19 protein-coding genes, 3 tRNA genes and 1 pseudogene are annotated in these 19,036 nt (G+C 72.8%); 7 read left to right on the forward strand and 16 right to left on the reverse strand.

Annotated features, from left to right (window positions below; genetic code table 11):
• Positions 1–74: 74 nt before the first annotated feature.
• The 5 genes from ABZ920_RS23830 to ABZ920_RS23850 form a co-directional block, all read right to left on the reverse strand.
• Positions 75–503 (reverse strand): MaoC family dehydratase, encoded by a 429-nt coding sequence (locus ABZ920_RS23830; RefSeq protein WP_361508434.1) that lies wholly within the window; start codon positions 501–503, stop codon positions 75–77.
• A gap of 4 nt (positions 504–507) precedes the next feature.
• Positions 508–960 carry a MaoC family dehydratase N-terminal domain-containing protein gene (locus ABZ920_RS23835; RefSeq protein ID WP_361508437.1) on the reverse strand — a complete coding sequence of 151 codons (453 nt, stop codon included), beginning with the start codon at positions 958–960 and terminating at the stop codon, positions 508–510.
• A gap of 122 nt (positions 961–1,082) precedes the next feature.
• The gene (gene rpmG, locus ABZ920_RS23840) at positions 1,083–1,247 is read right to left on the reverse strand and encodes a 50S ribosomal protein L33 (RefSeq protein ID WP_003948671.1); all 165 of its coding nucleotides are present in this window, start codon (positions 1,245–1,247) and stop codon (positions 1,083–1,085) included.
• 87 nt (positions 1,248–1,334) lie between these two features.
• Positions 1,335–1,407 (reverse strand) — tRNA-Met (locus tag ABZ920_RS23845).
• Between the two features lie 46 nt (positions 1,408–1,453).
• A tRNA-Thr gene (locus ABZ920_RS23850) sits at positions 1,454–1,526 on the reverse strand.
• Positions 1,527–1,885: 359 nt separating this feature from the next.
• Here ABZ920_RS23850 and ABZ920_RS23855 point away from each other — a divergent pair.
• Both ABZ920_RS23855 and ABZ920_RS23860 read left to right on the forward strand, forming a co-directional pair.
• Positions 1,886–3,304 (forward strand): amidohydrolase family protein, encoded by a 1,419-nt coding sequence (locus tag ABZ920_RS23855; protein ID WP_361508440.1) that lies wholly within the window; start codon positions 1,886–1,888, stop codon positions 3,302–3,304.
• A 546-nt stretch (positions 3,305–3,850) separates the two neighbouring features.
• Positions 3,851–4,507, forward strand: a complete 657-nt coding sequence (locus ABZ920_RS23860; RefSeq protein WP_361508443.1) for an SDR family oxidoreductase — start codon at positions 3,851–3,853, stop codon at positions 4,505–4,507.
• Between the two features lie 333 nt (positions 4,508–4,840).
• Here ABZ920_RS23860 and ABZ920_RS23865 read toward each other — a convergent pair whose 3' ends face one another.
• The gene (locus ABZ920_RS23865) at positions 4,841–5,065 is read right to left on the reverse strand and encodes a hypothetical protein (protein WP_361508445.1); all 225 of its coding nucleotides are present in this window, start codon (positions 5,063–5,065) and stop codon (positions 4,841–4,843) included.
• A gap of 88 nt (positions 5,066–5,153) precedes the next feature.
• Between ABZ920_RS23865 and ABZ920_RS23870 the strand changes: the two genes are divergently transcribed.
• Positions 5,154–5,534, forward strand: coding sequence for an antibiotic biosynthesis monooxygenase (locus ABZ920_RS23870; protein WP_361508448.1), 381 nt, complete (start codon positions 5,154–5,156; stop codon positions 5,532–5,534).
• A 175-nt stretch (positions 5,535–5,709) separates the two neighbouring features.
• Here the strand turns inward: ABZ920_RS23870 and ABZ920_RS23875 are convergent, their stop codons facing one another.
• Entirely contained in the window at positions 5,710–6,657 is a 948-nt protein-coding gene (locus ABZ920_RS23875; RefSeq protein WP_361508451.1) for a phosphotransferase, read from the reverse strand.
• Positions 6,658–6,840: 183 nt separating this feature from the next.
• Here ABZ920_RS23875 and ABZ920_RS23880 point away from each other — a divergent pair.
• A pseudogene (locus ABZ920_RS23880) lies at positions 6,841–7,050 on the forward strand (site-specific integrase); the annotation flags it as partial.
• A 173-nt stretch (positions 7,051–7,223) separates the two neighbouring features.
• On the opposite strand, the gene ABZ920_RS23885 reads toward ABZ920_RS23880, so the two are convergent.
• Positions 7,224–7,305, reverse strand: a tRNA-Tyr gene (locus ABZ920_RS23885).
• Positions 7,306–7,530: 225 nt separating this feature from the next.
• Between ABZ920_RS23885 and ABZ920_RS23890 the strand changes: the two genes are divergently transcribed.
• Positions 7,531–8,019 (forward strand): YajQ family cyclic di-GMP-binding protein, encoded by a 489-nt coding sequence (locus tag ABZ920_RS23890; protein WP_030174428.1) that lies wholly within the window; start codon positions 7,531–7,533, stop codon positions 8,017–8,019.
• Between the two features lie 308 nt (positions 8,020–8,327).
• Here ABZ920_RS23890 and ABZ920_RS23895 read toward each other — a convergent pair whose 3' ends face one another.
• Positions 8,328–8,594 (reverse strand): GlsB/YeaQ/YmgE family stress response membrane protein, encoded by a 267-nt coding sequence (locus ABZ920_RS23895; RefSeq protein WP_361508454.1) that lies wholly within the window; start codon positions 8,592–8,594, stop codon positions 8,328–8,330.
• Between the two features lie 475 nt (positions 8,595–9,069).
• Here ABZ920_RS23895 and ABZ920_RS23900 point away from each other — a divergent pair, with 475 nt between their 5' ends.
• Together ABZ920_RS23900 and ABZ920_RS23905 are read left to right on the forward strand one after the other, a co-directional pair.
• Positions 9,070–10,404 carry a GAF domain-containing SpoIIE family protein phosphatase gene (locus ABZ920_RS23900; protein WP_361508456.1) on the forward strand — a complete coding sequence of 445 codons (1,335 nt, stop codon included), beginning with the start codon at positions 9,070–9,072 and terminating at the stop codon, positions 10,402–10,404.
• A gap of 140 nt (positions 10,405–10,544) precedes the next feature.
• The gene (locus ABZ920_RS23905) at positions 10,545–10,955 is read left to right on the forward strand and encodes a YccF domain-containing protein (protein WP_361508458.1); all 411 of its coding nucleotides are present in this window, start codon (positions 10,545–10,547) and stop codon (positions 10,953–10,955) included.
• A 62-nt stretch (positions 10,956–11,017) separates the two neighbouring features.
• On the opposite strand, the gene htpX is transcribed toward ABZ920_RS23905, so the two are convergent.
• From htpX to ABZ920_RS23940, 7 genes are all read right to left on the reverse strand, one after another.
• On the reverse strand, positions 11,018–11,881 hold the full coding sequence (gene htpX, locus ABZ920_RS23910) for a zinc metalloprotease HtpX (RefSeq protein WP_361508461.1): 864 nt from the start codon (positions 11,879–11,881) through the stop codon (positions 11,018–11,020).
• 381 nt (positions 11,882–12,262) lie between these two features.
• Complete coding sequence (locus ABZ920_RS23915) at positions 12,263–13,786, reverse strand: NADH-quinone oxidoreductase subunit N (RefSeq protein ID WP_361508464.1); 1,524 nt, start codon at positions 13,784–13,786, stop codon at positions 12,263–12,265.
• Positions 13,783–15,381: an NADH-quinone oxidoreductase subunit M gene (locus tag ABZ920_RS23920; RefSeq protein ID WP_361508467.1), complete on the reverse strand. Its 1,599-nt coding sequence runs from the start codon at positions 15,379–15,381 to the stop codon at positions 13,783–13,785. The genes ABZ920_RS23915 and ABZ920_RS23920 overlap by 4 nt, the downstream gene beginning before the upstream one ends.
• A gap of 6 nt (positions 15,382–15,387) precedes the next feature.
• A complete protein-coding gene (locus tag ABZ920_RS23925; RefSeq protein WP_361508470.1) occupies positions 15,388–17,385 on the reverse strand; it encodes an NADH-quinone oxidoreductase subunit L in 1,998 nt (665 codons plus the stop codon).
• Entirely contained in the window at positions 17,382–17,771 is a 390-nt protein-coding gene (nuoK, locus tag ABZ920_RS23930) for an NADH-quinone oxidoreductase subunit NuoK (RefSeq protein ID WP_361508473.1), read from the reverse strand. The genes ABZ920_RS23925 and nuoK overlap by 4 nt, the downstream gene beginning before the upstream one ends.
• A complete protein-coding gene (locus ABZ920_RS23935; RefSeq protein WP_361508476.1) occupies positions 17,771–18,427 on the reverse strand; it encodes an NADH-quinone oxidoreductase subunit J in 657 nt (218 codons plus the stop codon). The genes nuoK and ABZ920_RS23935 overlap by 1 nt, the downstream gene beginning before the upstream one ends.
• The gene (locus ABZ920_RS23940; protein ID WP_361508499.1) at positions 18,424–19,014 is read right to left on the reverse strand and encodes a 4Fe-4S binding protein; all 591 of its coding nucleotides are present in this window, start codon (positions 19,012–19,014) and stop codon (positions 18,424–18,426) included. Before ABZ920_RS23940 ends, ABZ920_RS23935 begins: the two co-directional genes overlap by 4 nt.
• Positions 19,015–19,036: the final 22 nt, after the last annotated feature.

Below are 19,036 nucleotides of genomic sequence, written 5' to 3' on the forward strand. Positions count from 1 at the left end.
GCGCCCGCACGATGCGAACGCCCCTCACCCCTGCTGCTTTCCGGGACGGCCCGTACGGCTCGCCGCCGGCGGGTTCATGCCAGGCGCACGACCGCCCGGGACAGGCCCAGGACCTTCTGGCCGCCGCTCGTCGCCGTGAGGTCGACCCGGACGGCGTTGTCGTCGAGCTTGGCCGCGACCTTGCCGCTGACCTCGATCGTGGCGCCGTCGTCGTCGTTCGGGACGACGACCGGCTTGGTGAAGCGCACGCCGTACTCGACGACGGCGCCGGGGTCGCCCAGCCAGTCGGTGACGACGCGGATCGCCTCGGCCATGGTGAACATGCCGTGCGCGATCACGTCCGGCAGCCCGACCTCCCGGGCGAACTTCTCGTTCCAGTGGATCGGGTTGAAGTCGCCGGAGGCGCCCGCGTACTGCACCAGGGTGGCACGGGTCACGGTGAAGGTCTGCGCCGGCAGCTCGGTGCCGACCTCGACGTCGTCGTACGCGATCTTCGCGGTCATCGCCTCACGCCTCCTCGGCCGCGCGGGCCACGAGCTTGGTCCAGGCGGTCACGACGTGCTCGCCCGCCTCGTCGTGCACCTCGCCGCGGATGTCCAGGATGTCGTTGCCAGCCAGGGACCTGATCGCCTCGATCGTCGAGGTGACCGTCAGCCGGTCACCGGCGCGCACGGGCCGCCGGTACACGAACCTCTGGTCGCCGTGCACGACGCGGCTGTAGTCGAGGCCGAGCCGGGGGTCCTGGATGACCTGCCCGGCGGCCTTGAAGGTGATCGCGAACACGAACGTCGGCGGTGCGATCACGTCGGAGTGGCCGAGGGCCTTGGCGGCCTCCGGGTCCGTGTACGCCGGGTTGGCGTCCCCCACAGCCTCCGCGAACTCACGGATCTTCTCCCTGCCCACCTCGTAGGGGGCGGTGGGCGGGTAGGACCGCCCCACGAAGGACTGGTCGAGCGCCATGGCTCGGCACCTCCTGGTGTCACATGCGCTGACGTGCGGCCGGACCGCACGAGGGAACGACATGAGCAAACAACATGAGGCCGCCCCCCGGTTGCGGGGGCGGCCTCATGTCTGAGCCTTTTTTATCGCGTCTCGCGGTGCGCGGTGTGCGCATTGCAACGCGGGCAGTGCTTCTTCATCTCAAGACGGTCCGGGTTGTTACGCCGGTTCTTCTTGGTGATGTAGTTCCGCTCCTTGCACTCCACGCAGGCCAGCGTGATCTTCGGGCGGACGTCGGTGGCAGCCACGTGAGTGCTCCTTGACGAACGGATGGACTGATTTAACGCAAGAAGAGTAGCCGATCGAAGGACCGAGCCCGCAATCGGCTACCAAGGTAGCGGTGACCGGACTTGAACCGGTGACACAGCGATTATGAGCCGCTTGCTCTACCGACTGAGCTACACCGCTTTGATGTGGTCGGACCCCGCCTCGCGGCGGGAGCCTCACACACCAGAGCCCCAAAACGGAATCGAACCGTTGACCTTCTCCTTACCATGGAGACGCTCTGCCGACTGAGCTATTGGGGCGAGCGATGAAGACATTACACGGTCCGCCGCCGTTCGCCCAAATCCGTTCCGCCGGTCCTCCGCCGGCCCGGTGACCCGGCTCCTCGGCGCCGCCTTCCGCCCCACCCCTCGCCGGACCCCGGGAGCCTCGTACGCCTCCGGCGCCCCGGGTATGGGGCTGGGCGGCGACCGGGGCGGTCCTGTGGGCGGGCCACGCCGGTACGACTATTGCGCTCCTCCCCCTCCGGGACGGGCCGCCGCCCTAGGCTCGACTCACTCTGCGTGATCTTGCGCCCTCCCGCGCAGCCGCGAGTCCGTGTCCGTACCCGTGCCCATGTCCGTGTCCGTGCACCTGGAGCACCCGTCGTCCCTGGAGCGCGATGCCCGACAGCCAGCCGCAGCCTCCCCCCTCGCCCTCGTCGGCTGCCTCCGGCGCCTCGGGGCCGACCGGGACCCCGGGTGCGTCCGAGGCGCCGGACCCCGGGGCGTCCGAGGCGCCGGACCCCGGGGCGTCCGGCTGTCCGGGTTCTCCGGGCGCGTCGGGCCCGGCGGGTTCCCCGGGCGGGTCGGAGGGCGCGGGGACGCCGGGGCAGCCCGGCCCCGGCCGACTGCTGCTGTGCGGGGCGCGGCTCACGGACGGGCGGACCGTGGACGTGCGGCTGGGCGCCGGACGCATCGAGGCGGTCGGCACGGCCGGCAGCCTGGGGGCCGGCGGGCCCGGCGGCACGGTGACGCGGCTGGACCTCAGCGGCTACCTGCTGCTGCCTGCGCCCGCCGAACCCCACGCGCACGGCGACACGGCCCTGACCGCTGACAGCCGCGGACCGGCCCCCTACGACGCGGAGGACATCCGGCGCCGGGCGACGGAGGCGGCGCTGCTGCAGCTCGGGCACGGGGCGACCGCGCTGCGCGCACACGTACGCGTGGGCGGCGTCCAGGGGCTCGGTGCCCTGGACGCCGTGCTGCAGTCCGGGCGGGCCTTGCGCGGCCTCACGGAGCTCACGACGGTGGCGGTGCCGCGGGTGCTGACCGGCGCGGCCGGGACGGACGGGCTCGCGATGCTGCGGGACGCGGTGAAGATGGGCGCCGGCGTGGTGGGCGGCTGTCCGGACGTGGACCCCGACCCCACGGGATACGTCGAGGCGGTCCTCGAGGTCGCCTCCGAACACGGCTGCCCCGTGGACCTGCACACCGACGGCGCCGACCCGGCCCGGCTGACGCGCATCGCGGCGATGGCGGGCGGACTGCGCCCCGGGGTCACGCTGGGCCCGTGCGGCGGCCTGGCGCGGCTCCCCGTCGAGGTGGCTTCGCGGACCGCGGACCAGCTGGCCGCCGCCGGCGTGACGGTGGTGTGCCTGCCGCAGGGCGGCTGCGGAAGCTCCGAGGACCGCGGGACCGCACCGGTGCGGCTGCTGCGGGCGGCCGGGGTGCGCGTGGCCGCGGGCAGCGGCGCCCTGCGGGACGTGTCGAACCCGGTGGGGCGCGGGGACCCGCTGGAGGCGGCGTACCTGCTGGCCTCGCGCCACGGGCTGCGGCCCGAGGACGCCTACGACGCGGTGAGCGCGCGGGCCCGCGCGGTGCTGGGGTTGCCCGAGGTGCGGGTGGAGGCCGGTTTCCCGGCGGAGCTGCTCGCGGTGCGCGGTGACCGCCTTGCGGGGGCGCTGTCGCTCGCGTACAGCCGGGTCGTGGTGCACCGGGGGCGGGTGGTGGCGCGGACGAGCGCGGTACGGGACTTCCGCGACGCGACGGCCGAGGCGGACCCGGGCCTGCCGCGGCAGGGGCGCTGGGAGCCGTCCTGAGGGGCGCCCGGGGCACCCCCGGCACCCGGCGCCCGGCACCCGGCGGGGGTGGCGCGCCTCTGCCTTCCGGCGTGGTGACTCCGAAGGCGCGGCGGGGCCGTGGGGCCCGGAAGGCCACGGAGGTGCGGCGCGGGGTGGTCACCACGCTGCGAGGCGCGCCGACGCGGGGCGGGTCGGTGACTGCGCCCCGAGACGCCCAGGCACGGGGCGGGTCGGTGACCCCGCTACGAGGCGCGCAGGCACGGCGCGGGTCGGCGACCCCGCTACGAGACGCGCAGGCACGGCGCCGGCCGGTGACCGCGCTTACGAGGCGACGCAGACGCGGCGCGGGCCGGCGACCGCGCTACGAGGCCGCGGCCTCGGGCACGAGATCCACAGCCCGCGACATGACGTCGCCTGGCGCAGTGTGAGGTCCGGTGCCTGCCGTACGGGGTCGCTGTGGCACGGGGCCCGCCGGTGCCTGCGGTGCGGGGGTGAAGTCGCCTGGCTGGTGCGGCCGTCCGGGTGTACGGGCACCCGTGGGCAAACAGGCGTACGGTCGGAAACATGCGCATTGTCATCGCTGGTGGTCATGGTCAGATCGCGCTGCGGCTGGAGCGCCTGCTCGCCGCGCGCGGAGACGAGGTGGCGGGGATCATCCGCCGCGCCGAACAGGCCGACGACCTGCGCGAGGCCGGCGCCGAACCGATCGTGCTGGACCTGGAGTCCGCGTCGGTCGAGGAGGTCGCGGAGCGGCTGCGCGGCGCGGACGCGGCGGTCTTCGCGGCGGGCGCGGGCCCGGGCAGCGGCGCGGCCCGCAAGGAAACGGTGGACAAGGGCGCGGCGATCCTGTTCGCGGACGCGGCCGTCCGCGCGGGCGTGCGACGCCATGTGGTCGTGTCGTCGATGGGCGCGGACGCGCGGCACCAGGGCGACGACGTCTTCGACGTGTACCTGCGCGCCAAGGGCGAGGCGGACGACCACGTCCGCGCCCAGGAGGCCCTGGACTGGACGATCCTGCGCCCCGGCACCCTCACCAACGACGCCGGTACCGGCCTCGTCCGCCTGGAGGCCCACACCGGCCCGGGAACGATCCCCCGCGACGACGTGGCCGCCGTCCTGGCCGAACTGGTGGACACCCCGGCGACCACCGGTCTGACCCTGGAGGTGATCAGCGACTCCACACCGGTGTCGGTCGCGGTGAAGTCGGTGGCGGGGAACTGAGGACGGCGTCGGCAGCGGGCGTCCCGGCCGCGCGGGAGTCCCTGCTGCGCCGCATGCAGGAGCTCTTCCCGACCGACGGGCGGGGCGCGGTCGCCGGTCGGTAGCCGGCGCCCGGCGTCGACCGGCCGAACGTGCCGGACGGCGTCCGCCAGCACGGCCGGGAAGAGATCCGGGCGTACCGGGCACGGCAGTTCGCGGCCGTGCCGCCCTCGGCCCTCTCGCCTCACCGGACCCGAAAGCCCAAGTACATCCAGTACGAGGGTGTCCGGCCGACACGCCGAGAGCACGCACCGGACGCCGCTCCCCGACGGGCGAACACTGCCTGCCGCGGCACTAGAACAGCGGCAGCTGCCCCGGGAACTCGGGAACCTCGTACCCGTCCAACGACGGCTGCACGGCGCCGAGTTGTGCCGCCCGGCGCGATCCCGGACAGGACGTCAGCTCGCCGCTGTCCCGAGCACCGGGCGGGTCGTGCCGCGCGAACCGCCCGGCGACGACGGCGATCTCACGACGGCACACGGGGCACGATCTGCGACGCGAGGACGAGGACGAGGACATGGGGCCAGTGTGCCCCCGGCGACTGACAGTCCCCATCCCCCGCGACGCACTCTGGATCGTGCGGCGCACCCCGCCCTACGGTGGCGGCATGAGCGATCACCCGGAGGCAACTGTCGCGCCCGTCCAGGCCTATGAGCCCCCCTACTACGTGGCTGTCTTCACCACGGTGCGGACCCAGGACCAGAGCGGCTACCGCGAGACCAACGCACGCATGGAGGACCTGGTGAAGGACATCCCCGGATTCCTGGGGATGGACCACGCGCAGACCCCCGGCGGGCTGGGCATCACCGTCGGGTACTTCCGCGACGCCGACGCCCTCACGGAGTGGCGGGGCAACGCCGAGCACCGCGCGGCGCAGAAGCGCGGGCGGGCCGAGTGGTACCAGAGCTACACGCTGCACGTGGCGAAGGTGGAGCGGAGCCACGGGTTCGTACGAGCGGAGGACCTGCAGAGGCCGACGGAAGGCTGACCCGACCAACCGAGGTCACTGAGGGAGCACCCGCCGGCCCAGGGACCGACCGCCCAGTGCTCAAGGTCTCCGTGACCTGCCACAGACGTACCAGCGGGAAGAGCGCCGGGCAGGGAGGGCACGGGAAAACGAGAACGCACACCGTCACCGGAACTTCCCGGCTGCCCGCGGTGCGTCACCGGTGCAGGGACTCGGCGACGGCCGGGTCCTCGAGCACGGTGACGCACCAGGCGAAGTGCTCGTCACCGCCGCCCGGCGCGAAGGCGTCGCTCGTGGCCATCGCATAGGCGGCCCGGTACAGCAGGAGGTCGTCGACCGCGTAGCCGAACTCGTCGGCGAACCGCGTGGTGAGCTGCCGGGTGATCTCCGGGGCGTGCTCGGTGCCCGCCGGGAAGATGGCCGCGGCCACGGCGGCGTCGAACCGGGGGTCCCCGCCCGTGGACAGGAAGCCGTAGTCCACGAGGGCGAGCGGCCGCAGGTCGTCGTCCACCAGCACGGTCTCCGGGAAGACGTCACCGTGGACGACCGCCTCGTCGGTACGGGGCAGCGAGCGCAGCTTCCGAAGCACCTGGGCGCGCGTGTCGTCGAAGTCGCGGACATGCGTGGAGAGCCGGTCCGCGCACCGGCTGACCCGCCGGTCCACCAGGTCCGCCAGGGCGGATCCGAAAGTGGTGTGGCCTTCCCACAGCGGGCGTTCCTCGTCCAGCACAGGAAGGTGCTTGACCTCGTCGACGTCATGGGCGTCCGCGAGGGCGCGCAGCACGCCGACCAGGCAGTCGACCGCTTCGGGCAGCACCTCGTCCGGGTCGTCGGTGCGGATCCTGCCCGCCAAGGGCTCGCCGGTCAGCTCCCGCTCCACGGTCATCGGGACACCGTCGATGTCCTCGACGGCGAGGATCTCCGGGGCGCCGAACGGCAGGTGCGCCGCGGCATCGGCGTAGAAACGCTGCATCCGCCGCAGTTCGGATCCCCGTCGGCGCTCCCACACCTTGGCCACCGTTCCGTCCCCGAGTCGGTAGACGGCTCCCTCCACCGCCGCCTCGACGGGCCCGGCGTCGGGATATCCGGCGTCGACGAAATGTCGTACGCGCCGGGCCGTGGTGTCCCGTATCGCATCGGACATCTCGTGCCTCCTTCCGCCCCCGGCGGGAACGACCGGCCGGTCGGCGGGGCCGACGCCGGGACCATCTCCCACGGTAGGCCCCTCGCCCGCGCGACACCCGGTGACGGAGCGCTGCCGGGCGCCGTGCCGCTCCCCGGCGCGTGGGGCCGATGCCGTACTCCCGCAGCAGGTCGGACCACAGCCTCGTTGCCGGCCCGTCGCTGCTACGACCTTCGGCATGCTGGAGTGTCGTTCTGGCTCAGTTCCGGCGTGGACGCGATGGAGTGCCCCCGGCGGGCCGGCCACAGCGTCGCGGTGCTGCACAAGGTGTACGCCAAGGTTCTTGACCGGACGCGGGAGCACGCGAACAACCGGATCGACGCAGCCCTGTGGGAGTGGAACGAACCGGAGTGACCATGCTCACCCCCGGGGGACACCTGGGAGACACGCACTGATCAACGGTGGGATACGGGCGGAACGAGGTGAGACACGTTCACGCCCCGTCCATGGCGAATCGAAAAGGGGAAGCAACAAGAAACCCCCTCTGACCAGGTAAGTAAGCTGATCAGAGAGGGTTTCCCTCAGCGTGGCGGCGCCAGGATTCGAACCTGGGAAGGCTGAGCCGGCAGATTTACAGTCTGCTCCCTTTGGCCGCTCGGGCACACCGCCGGGGATGCTGCACGGCGTTCCGTCTTTCGGCGGTGCTCCGTGGCAACGACGTAAACGATACCTGATGGGGAGGGGTGCTTCGCCACCCGATTGATCCGCGTCGCCGCGGACAAGGGGTGACTAGGCTGGAGCGGATGCGGCCCGGGACTCCGTGCCGGGCTCGGCGGAACCCCACGCCCGCCGACACGCACCCGATAAGCACCCTGATACAAGGAGCCACAGGACATGGCCGACTCCAGTTTCGACATCGTCTCGAAGGTCGAGCGGCAGGAGGTCGACAACGCCCTCAACCAGGCCGCCAAGGAGATCTCACAGCGCTACGACTTCAAGGGCGTGGGTGCCTCGATCTCATGGTCCGGCGAGAAGATCCTCATGGAGGCCAACTCCGAGGACCGGGTGAAGGCGGTCCTCGACGTCTTCCAGTCCAAGCTGATCAAGCGCGGCATCTCGCTGAAGGCCCTGGACGCGGGCGAGCCGCAGCTGTCCGGCAAGGAGTACAAGATCTTCGCGTCCATCGAGGAGGGCATCTCCCAGGAGAACGCCAAGAAGGTGGCGAAGATCATCCGTGACGAGGGCCCCAAGGGCGTCAAGGCACAGGTCCAGGGCGACGAGCTGCGCGTCAGCTCCAAGAGCCGCGACGACCTGCAGGCCGTGATCGCCCTCCTGAAGGGCAAGGACTTCGACTTCGCGCTGCAGTTCGTGAACTACCGCTAGTCCGGCCGCGACTGCCGCTGGCCCGTCCGGCCGCGGCTACCGCTGGTGTGTCCGGCGGACGACCGGCCCCCGGGCATGGACATGGGCGTGGGGCGTCGGCGGGCATCCGCCCACCGCCGCCGGGTCCGGCGTCCCGCCGTCGCACCCGATGCCCGGTCGTACGGCGATCGCATGCGGCGGGCTGATGTCCGGCGGTCGCATGCGGCGGACGGCCGGCCGTCGCGTGTCGTGCGTACGACGAGAAAAGGGTGGGCACCCGTTCGGTGCCCACCTTTGTCGTCCGCCCGGCGCCGGCCCCGGCCGCGCGCTCAGTCGCGCGAGTTGCCGAAGAGGATGCGGTAGGCGATCAGCAGCACGAGTGAGCCGCCGATCGCCGCCGCCCAGGTGGCGCCGTCGTAGAACGCCTTGTTGATGGGGTGGTCCAGCCAGCGGGCCGAGATCCAGCCGCCGACGAACGCGCCCGCGATGCCGATGAGGGTGGTGCCGAGGAGGCCGCCCGGGTCACGGCCGGGCAGCAGGAACTTGGCGATGGCACCGGCCAACAGCCCCAGGATGATCCAACCGATGATGCCCATGTCCTGATCCTGCCCTTCCACCCTGTGCCCGCACTGTCCCCGCGCTGTGGCCGCGGTCCGGACGGGTCGTGCCCGCCGGCCGCGCGTCCCCGCTCGTCGTGCCGGAGGCCGCTCCCCGGCCCTCGTCGTGATGCTCGCACCACGGGTGTTCGTGCCGTGTCGCCGGTGAAGACGTCCTGACCACGTCCGACGGTTGCACCGATCAGTGGGGTGCGCACCGTGACGAGCTCCGCTCAGGGGACCGGTGGGCCCGACCGCGGGGCGGGGCGCCCGGGGACGGCCCGGATGCGTTCCGGCCGGTCGGCGGGGGCGTCACCCGCGGCGGCCCGGCTCCCGCCGGCAGGGGCGGCCGCAAGGGGAGGAGGCAGTGGCGGTGCACCGCTGCGCGGGGGAAAACAGCATGTCGGTACCGCGCTGCGCGGGTACCCGTGCCGGACCGGGGAACAGTCGGGGCGCGGGCGGAGGTGAGGAGCTCGTGAGCCAGCCCTCGGGCACCGGCACGCACGGGCCCGGCGCACGGCGGGTGCCGCCACCCACGGGCGGCGAGGACCTCGACCGTCTGCAGGCCGGGCTGCGGCACCTGGCGCACGTCCACGGGCGTCTGCGCGCACTTCTGGACGCCGTGATGAGCATCGGCAGCGCCCTGGAGCTGGACACCGTGCTGCACGCCGTCGTGGAGTCGTCCCGGAAGCTCGTCGACGCCCGGTACGCCGCGATCGGCGTCCTGGACGAGTCCGGGCACTTCACCGAGCTGATCCCGTCCGGATTCGGCGCGGACCAGTTCCGGCACGGGTCGGGTGACGAGCTGCCCCACGGCACCGGGCTGCTCGGCGAACTGGTCCGCAATCCCAAGCCGCTGCGGGTGGCCGACCTCGCCGGTCACCCGCGAGCGGCGGGCTTCCCCGAGGGGCATCCGGTCATGACCACCCTGCTCGGGGTGCCGATCCGGGTCCGCGGCACCATCTACGGCAACCTGTACCTCGCCGACAAGCAGGACGGCCCCTTCAGCGACGAGGACGAGGAGATCGTCACCGCCCTGGCCGGCGCGGCCGGCGTCGCCATCGAGAACGCGCATCTCTACGAGCGCGTCCGCCGGGCCACCAAGGAGTTCCAGCTCCGTCTCCTGCCCGACCTGCCCCGCCTGCCCGGTCTGGAGCTGGCGGCCCGCTACCAGCCTTCCACCCGCACGCCGCGCATCGGCGGGGACTGGTACGACCTCTTCCACCTGCCCGGGCGGGCACCCTGTCTGATGGTCGGCGACGTGATGGGCCACGGTCTGGAAGCCGCCACCCTCATGAGTCAGATCAGCAACGCCCTGCGCGTCATCGCCTTCGGCGAGCGGGAGACGCTCAGCCGGATCCTCCACCGTCTCGACGAGGTCCTGCACGGTCTGTACGGCGGTCCGATGGCCACGGTCCTCGTCGCCCGTCTGGAGTCCCCCGCCCGCGACGGCAGCCGCCTGCTGCGCTGGGCCAGTGCGGGACATCTGCCCCCTCTGCTGGTCACCGCCGACGACCGGGCCCGGTACGTGCGCACCGAGTCCGTCGGCCACCCCCTCGGCGTGGATCCCGGCCTGATGCGGCCCGAGCACGAGCTGCTCCTGCTCCCCGGTGCGACGCTGGTCCTGCACACCGACGGGCTGGTCGAGTGCCGGGGCCAGTCGCTCGACGAGGGCATGGGCGAGGTCGGCCGCATCGCCGCGGCCCACGCCACGGCTCCGCTCGGCCAGTTGTGCGATGCGCTCCTCGCCCACCGCGCCGGCTCCTTCGACGACGACGTCGCCGTACTCGCCGTCCGTGTCACCGGCTGAGGGCCGCCCGCCCGGCGTCCCCGGCGTCGCCCTGGCGGGAGGCGTTGCCGATCGGGCGCCGCGGGCGCCACGGTGACGCATGGGCGTGACCCGCCGATACTTGGATCAGCAGGCAGTGCCGGTGGAACGAGGTGCCGATCATGAAGGTGTTCAACCTGGTGCTCAATGTTCTGTGGCTGGTCTTCTGCGGCATCTGGATGGCGCTCGGCTACCTGGTCGCGGCGCTGGTGTGCTTCGTGCTGATCGTCACCATCCCGTTCGGCATCGCGGCGCTGCGCATCGCGGGGTACGTGCTGTGGCCGTTCGGCCGGACCACGGTGGATCGGCCCGACGCCGGTGCGCCGTCCTTCGTCGGGAACGTGATCTGGGTGGTCTTCGCCGGGTGGTGGCTGGCCCTGGGCCACCTGATCACGAGCATCCCGCTGTTCCTGTCGATCATCGGCATCCCGTTCGGATGGGCCAACCTCAAGCTCATCCCGATCTCGCTGATGCCCCTGGGGCGCGAGGTGGTGTCCACCGAGCAGGCCTTCGGCCGGCGTCCGGCGTGGTGACGGCGGACGCGGGGAACGGGCGGGGGCCGCTCAGAGGCGCCGGACGCCGCTGAGGACCGCCGTCACCGCCGCCGGCCCGCCATCTGTTCGAGCCGGGCGATGCGCTCCGCCATCGGCGGGTGCGTGGAGAACATCTTCGACAGGCCCTGGCCCGGCCGGAACGGGTTCGCGATCATCATGTGGCTCACCGTCTCGATGCGCGGCTCCGGGGGAAGCGGCAGCCGCCTGGTGCCGGCCTCCAGCTTGCGCAGGGCGCCCGCGAGCGCGAGGGGGTCGCCGGTGAGCTGGGCTCCGGACGCGTCCGCCTCGTACTCCCTGGAGCGGCTGATGGCCAGCTGGATCAGGCTGGCCGCGAGCGGGCCCAGGATCAGGATCAGCAGCATGCCCAAGAGGCCGGGGCCCTCGTCGTCGTCGGAGCGGCCGACGGGGATCAGCCAGGCGAAGTTCACCAGGAACATGATCACTGAGGCGAGGGCGCCGGCGACCGACGAGATGAGGATGTCGCGGTTGTAGACGTGGCTCAGCTCATGGCCGATGACGCCGCGCAGCTCGCGCTCGTCGAGGAGACGCAGGATGCCGTCCGTGCAGCACACGGCGGCGTTGCGCGGGTTGCGGCCGGTGGCGAAGGCGTTGGGCGCCTCCGTCGGGGAGATGTACAGGCGCGGCATGGGCTGGCGGGCCTGGGTGGAGAGCTCGCGGACCATGCGGTACAGACCCGGGGCCTCGAACTCGCTGACGGGCCGCGCGCGCATCGCCCGGAGGGCCAGTTTGTCGCTGTTCCAGTACGCGTACGCGTTGGTGCCGAGGGCGACGAGGACCGCGACGACCAGTCCCGTGCGGCCGAAGAAACTGCCGATGACGATGATGAGTGCGGACAGTCCCCCGAGGAGTACTGCGGTCCTGAGCCCGTTGTGCCGGCGGTGCACGGTACGCCCTCCAAGTGGTGCGGCAGGGGAACCCTTCGCTTGCCGATGTCCACGCCACTGGTCCGTGGTGTCACGTCCAGTGGACCCTTCCGTACTTGGTCAACGCCGGGCGGAGACCCCTGGTTCCCTGGTGCGTGCGACGGCGCGCGGGCCGTCCGGGTGAGCGGTACGCCGGCCTGCTCGGGCGCTGGAGGCCGGGTGCCCCTCGCGCGCGGGTCGATGCCTGTGCATGGGAAACGGGGCAGGTGTCGGGGCGGCCCCGGGCGACGCCGCGGGCCGGCGTACCGCCGAGGGGGGGGGCCCGGCCCCCGCCGCGGCGGTGCGTCCGGTCCCCCGGCCGCGAAGGGGGCGCGGCCCGTCAGAGAAGGGGGCGCGGCCCCGTCAGAACAGAGCCGTGCCCGCGAACCGCAGGACCAGCTGCGGCGCGCCCGACAGGGCGATGCCGAGGACGGCCGTCAGGGTGAGCGCGACGGTGAGCGGGGCCGGGACGCGGTGCGCGGCCGGCTCGCCCTCGGGGGCCCGGAAGAGCAGGGCCGTCCACTGGAGGTAGTAGAACAGCGCGATCACGACGTTGACGGCCATGACGACGGCGAGCCAGCCGAGTCCGGCCTCCACGGCCGCCGAGAACACGGTGACCTTGGCGAACAGGCCGATGACGCCCGGCGGCAGCCCGGCGAGGCACAGCAGGAAGAAGGCCAGAAGCAGGGCGGTGAGCGGGTTCGTGGCGTACAGGCCCCGGTAGTCGCTGACGCGGTTGCCGGGCCGTGTACGGCCGACCAGCGCGGCGACCGCGAAGGCGCCGAGGTTGACGGCGGCGTACATGAGGGCGTACGCGACCGTGGAGCCGATCGACTTGCCGGGGTCCTTCGAGTAGGCCGCCGCGGCGATCGGCACGAGCAGGTAGCCGGCCTGCCCCACGGACGACCAGGCCAGCAGCCGGACCGCGCTGTGCGCGCGGGTGGCCTGCTGGCGCAGGGCACCGACGTTGCCGACCGTCATGGTGAGCGCGGCCAGCGCCGCGAGCGCCGGGCCCCAGACACCGGCGTACGAGGGGAAGGCGACGACGGTGACGAGGATCAGGCCGGTGAAGCCGACCGCCTTGCCGACGACGGAGAGGTAGGCGGCGATCGGCAGGGGCGCGCCCACGTAGGTGTCGGGCACCCAGAAGTGGAACGGCACGGCGGCCGTCTTGAAGGCGAAGCCGACGAGGGTGAGGACGACACCGGTCTGGGCGAGGGTGTTCAGCTGCCCGTCGACGTGCTGGAGGCGGCCGGCGACCTGGGTGAGGTACAGGGTGCCGGTGGACGCGTAGACGAAGCTGATGCCCAGCAGGCTGACCGCGGTGGCGGTGACCGACGACAGGAAGAACTTCAGGGCCGCGTCGGAGGAGCGGCGGTCGCCGTGCCGGATGCCGACGAGCGCGAAGGCGGGCAGGGAGGCGACCTCCAGGGCGACGACGAGGGTCGCCAGGTCGCGGGAGGCCGGCAGCAGCGCGGCGCCCGCGGCGGAGGACAGCAGCAGGAACCAGTACTCGCCCTCGGGAAGTGCCCGGCGCTCGTCCTTCAGGGCGGTGACGGACAGCAGGGCGGCCAGCAGGGCTGCGCCGAGGACCAGGAACTGGACGACGAGGGTGAAGCGGTCGGCCGTGTAGCTGCAGACGCCGGCCTGCCCGGTGACGCAGAAGGTGGAACGGTCGCCGTCCAGGAGCGGCAGCAGGGCCAGCGCGGAGGCGGCGAGGCCGGCGACCGAGACCCGGCCGAGCAGCGGCTTGCGCGCGTCGGGCAGGAAGAGGTCGGCGACGAGCACGGCGAGCGCGGCCACGGCCGTGATCAGGGGCGGCGCGACGGCGACCCAGTCGACGGACTGGATCACCGAGGCGGCCAGGGGCTGGGCCGGGGAGCTCATCGGGTGCCTCCTGCGAGGAGCTGCTGCACGGCCGGGTCGGTCAGCCCGAGCAGGGTCTTGGGCCACAGTCCGGCGACGACGGTGAGGGCGACGAGCGGGGTCCAGGCCGCGAACTCGTAGCCGCGCACGTCGGGGAGGTGCGGGGCGTCCTGCGGTACGGCGCCCATGCAGACGCGGCGGACCACGACGAGCAGGTACGCGGCGGTCAGCAGGGTGCCGAACGCCCCGATCGCCGTGAAGGTGAGGAACGCGGGGCGGGCGAGGCCGGCGGCGGGCCGGAACGCGCCGAACAGGGCCAGCATCTCGCCCCAGAAGCCGGCCAGGCCCGGCAGGCCCAGGGAGGCGACGGCGCCGAAGGCGAGCAGGCCGCCCAGGCGGGGGGCCCTGCCGTACAGGGCGGCCCCCGTCTTCTGGGACAGCGTGTCGAGGTCGGTGGTGCCGGTGCGGTCCTTCAGCCCGCCGACCAGGAAGAACAGCAGGCCGGTGATGAGGCCGTGGGCGACGTTGGCGAACAGCGCGCCGTTCACGCCGGTCGGGGTCATGGTGGCGATGCCGAGCAGGACGAAGCCCATGTGGCCGACGGAGGAGTAGGCGATGAGCCGCTTGAGATCCCCCTTGGCGCCCTGCTTGGCCAGGGCCAGGCAGGCCAGGGACCCGTAGATGATCCCGACGACGGCGAACGCGGCGAGGTAGGGCGCGAAGGTGCGGAAGCCGTCGGGCGCGACGGGCAGCAGGATGCGGACGAACCCGTACGTGCCCATCTTCAGCAGCACGCCGGCCAGCAGGACCGAGCCGACGGTCGGCGCGGCGGTGTGGGCGTCCGGCAGCCAGCTGTGCAGGGGCCACATCGGGGTCTTGACCGCGAGTCCGATCCCGACCGCCAGTACGGCGACGACCTGCACGGACGCGGTCAGCGACCGGCCGTTGTCAGTGGCGAGTGCCACCATGTCGAACGTGCCCGCCTTGAGGCCGATCAGGAGCAGGCCGAGCAGCATGACGACCGAACCGAGCAGCGTGTAGAGGATGAACCGCCAGGCGGCGGCCCGGCGGTCCTCGCCGCCCCAGCGGGCGATGAGGAAGTACATCGGGACGAGCACCGTCTCGAACGCGAGGAAGAACAGCAGCAGGTCGAGGACGGCGAAGGACGCGAGCGTGCCGGACTCGAGGACGAGCAGCAGCGCGACGAACGCCTTCGGGCTCGGAGCCGCGGCCTGCGCGGCCGGCCGCTCGTGCTGCTGCCTGAAGTAGCTGTACAGCGCGCAGAGGAAGGTCAGCAGCGCGGTCAGGACGACGAGGGGGAGGGAGATGCCGTCGATGCCGAGGTGGATGCGCACGTGGAGTGCGGGGATCCAGCTGATGTCCGTCGTGGCCTGCATCCTCGACGGGTGGTCGTGGTCGAAGCCGAGCGCGAGGACGACCGCGGCGACGAGGACGGCGCCGGTCACGGTGACGCCGTGCCGCAGCACGGCCTGCTCGGGTGACTTCCCCCTCAGCCCCGGCGGGGCGGGCAGGAGGGCGGCGAGCGCGCCGATGAGCGGGCCGGCGACGACGAACGCCAGAAGGAACTGCATCACGGACTCGTTGATATCGATCACGCCTGCTCACGCTCCCGTGGCGACGAGGACGACGACGGCGACCGTCAGGACGACGGTGCCGGCGAGCAGAGCGCTCACATAGGTCTGCACGTTGCCGGTCTGGGCGCGCCGTACGGCGGCGCCGATCCAGCGGGGTAGGGCGCCGGCGCCGCGTACGTACGTCTCCACGACCTCGCGGTCGAGGAAGCGGACCAGGCTCGCTCCGGCCAGGACCGGGCGGACGAAGAGGGTCTCGTACAGGGCGTCGAGGTGGAAGCCGGCGGCCGCGTGCCGGTGCAGCGGGCCGAGCAGCAGCCGTCCCGGGTCGGAGGGGTCGGACGCGTAGGCGATGTCGCCGTAGGCGGGCTCGTGGCTGGCGATGGCCTCGGCCTCGACGAGTCCGGCGTCCGCCTCCGGGTGGGCGGCGACCGCGCCCAGGGGGACGCGGGCGGCCAGCGCGGTGGTGTGCCGCCAGGCGGCGTAGGTGACGATGCCGCCGACCAGGGCCACGCCCGTGCCGAGCACGGAGGTCGTCAGGGTCGGGCTGAGGCTGCGGCCGTCGAACCAGCCGGGCAGCAGCCGGAAGGTGAAGGCGCCGAACGCCAGGGAGGGCACGGCGAGGACCCACAGCACGGCGTTCATCACCGCGGGCTGCCTGCCGTGGTCGGGGGCCTCGATGCCCCGGCCGCGGAAGGCCAGCAGCCACAGGCGCATGGCGTACGCGGCGGTGAGCAGAGCCGTGAGCAGGCCGGCGACGAGGACGAGCCAGCCCGCCGCGCCGGGCGCGTGCTCCGTGTGGCCGGTCGCGACGTGCTCGGCGGCGCCGAGGACGGACTCCTTGGAGAAGAACCCGCTGAACGGCGGAATCGCGGCGAGCGCGAGGAGCGCCACGGTCATCGTCCAGTAGGCGTCGGGGACGCGGTCGCGCAGATGGTTCATGCGGGACATGGCGGCCAGCGAGTTGGTGCCGGCGGCGTGGATGACCACGCCGGCCGCGAGGAACAGCAGCGCCTTGAAGGCGCCGTGGGACAGGAGGTGGAAGACGGCGGCGCCGCGGTCGCCGACGGCGAGGGCACCGGTCATGTAGCCGAGCTGCCCGATCGTCGAGTAGGCGAGGACGCGCTTGATGTCGTCCTGGGCGAGCGCGGCGACGGCGGAGCCGGCCATCGTCACGGCGGCCATGACGGCGAGGACGACCATCGCGGCCGAGGAGGCCTGGAAGACGGGGAGGAGCCGGGCGACGAAGTAGACACCGGCGGCGACCATCGTCGCGGCGTGGATGAGCGCGGAGACGGGCGTGGGGCCCGCCATCGCGTCGGGGAGCCAGGTGTGCAGCGGGAACTGCGCGCTCTTGCCTGCGACGCCCGCGAGCAGCAGCAGGGCGATCACCGTCGGATGGTCCAGGCCGCCGCCGGCGACCGCGCCGAGGATCCGCGTGATGCGGAAGGAGCCGGTGTCGACGGCGAGGGCGAACAGGCCGATCAGGAAGGGGACGTCGCCGAGCTTGGTGACCAGGAAGGCCTTCAGGGAGGCGGAGCGGGCCTCCGGGGTCTGCCAGTAGTGGCCGACGAGGAAGTACGAGCAGATGCCCATGACCTCCCAGCCGACCAGCAGCACCATCAGGTCGCCCGCGTAGACGACGAGCAGCATCGCGGCGGTGAACAGGGAGACCAGAGCGGCGTACGAGGGGTAGCGCGGGTCGTCGCGCAGGTAGCCCGTCGAGTACAGCTGCACGCAGGTCGCGACGACGGTGACCAGTACGGCGACGAGGGCGGCGAAGCCGTCGATGTGCAGGGCGAGGTCGACGGGGACCGAGCCGGTGGGCGCCAGCTCGGTGGCCGCGTCGATCGGTCGGCCGCCGCCCTGGCGCGCGGCGACGAGCACGGCGAGCAGGAAGGAGACGAGGGTCGGCAGGATCGCGAGCGGGCGGACGAAGCCGGGGGCCGTGCGGCCGAGCAGCAGGCCGGCCGCGGCCCCCAGGAACGGCAGGAGGGGGACGAGGGCGGCGAGGGTGGTCGTGGTCACGCGGTGGCCTCAGCCTTCTCGGCGGCCGTCGCGGTCGCGGAGGCGTCGCTGCCGGTGCCGTCGTCGCGGCCCTCGGCGGCGTCGCGGAGGCGGTCGATGTCCGAGGTGCCGCGGTTGCGGTGGACGGCGAGGACGATCGCCAGGCCGATGCCGATCTCGGCGGCGGCGATGGCGATGGTGAACAGGGTCAGGGCCTGGCCGGAGTGCAGGGTCTCCCGCGCGGCCTTGCTCAGCCAGACGTCGAAGGCGACCAGGTTGAGGTTGACGGCGTTGAGCATCAGCTCGACCGACATCAGGACCAGGATGGCGTTGCGGCGGGCGAGGACGCCGTACAGGCCCGTGCAGAACAGCAGGGCGGAGAGCACGGCGGGATAGGCGAGGTGCATCAGCGGACACCTTCCTCGGCGGCCTGCTCGCCCGGGGCGGCCTGTCCGCTGCGGGTGGCGTGTTCGCTCCGGGCGCCCGGGGCGGCGGCGTCCGCCTGCACCCTGCGGGACAGGACGATCGCGCCGACCAGGGCGGCCAGGAGAAGGACGGAGAGGGCCTCGAAGGGGAGGACCCAGTTCTGGAAGAGGCTCTCACCGGTGACCCGGGTCGAGCCGGCCGCGGGTCCGTCCAGGTCGATCCAGGTCGTGCGGAAGGCGTCGGCGACGACCCAGACGAGGGCGGCCGCCGCGGCCACGGCGACGGTGACGGCGGCCCAGCGGTTGCCGGAGTCGGCGTCCGGGGAGCGGCCGATGGGCGCCCTGGTGAGCATCAGACCGAACAGGAGGAGCACGACGACGGACCCGACGTAGATGAGGACCTGCACCCAGGCGATGAACTCGGCGGTGAGCAGGAGGTACTCCACGGCGAGGCCGCCGAGGGTCACCACCAGCCACAGGGCGGCGTGCACCAGCTGCCGGGTGGTGACGGTGACGAGCGCGGCGCCGAAGGTCACCAGGCCGACGAGGAGGAAGGCGATCTCCACGCCGGTCGGGGAGAGGAAGCCGGGCGTCGCGGCGGCGGTCGCGGTGTGCGCTGCGGTGGCGGCGGGGCTCACGCGTTCCCCTCCTGCTCCGGCGTCTCCGCGGGCGTGGCGTGCGGCGCCCGCGTCGGCGGTGCGGCCTGCGCGGTCTCCGTGGCCGCCGTGGCCTGCGCCGTCTCCGTGGCCTCCGTGGCCTGTGCGGCCGCCAGCTTGTCGGCGGTCTTGCGGGCGGCGGCGACCTCCTTCGGTTCCTCCGCGCCGGGGTCGAGCGCGGGCGGGGCCGGCACCGTCCACATCCACTCGCGGAGCTTGTCCCGCTCGTGGGTGAGGTCGCGGATGTCGGTCTCGGCGTACTCGAACTCCGGGGACCAGAACAGCGCGTCGAACGGGCAGACCTCGATGCAGATGCCGCAGTACATGCACAGCGAGAAGTCGATGGCGAAGCGGTCGAGGACGTTGCGGCTGCGCTCACGGCCGCCGGGGGCGGCCGCCGGGACCGTCTCCTTGTGGGAGTCGATGTAGATGCACCAGTCCGGGCACTCGCGGGCGCACAGCATGCAGACCGTGCAGTTCTCCTCGAACAGGCCGATGACGCCTCGGGTGCGGGGCGGGAGCTCGGGCTGGACGTCGGGGTACTGCTCGGTGACGGTCTTCCTCGTCATCGTGCGCAGGGTGACGGCCAGC

Origin of the sequence: Streptomyces sp. NPDC046831, from assembly GCF_040645305.1 — a bacterium.
In the GTDB taxonomy this organism is placed as follows: Bacteria; Actinomycetota; Actinomycetes; order Streptomycetales; family Streptomycetaceae; genus Streptomyces.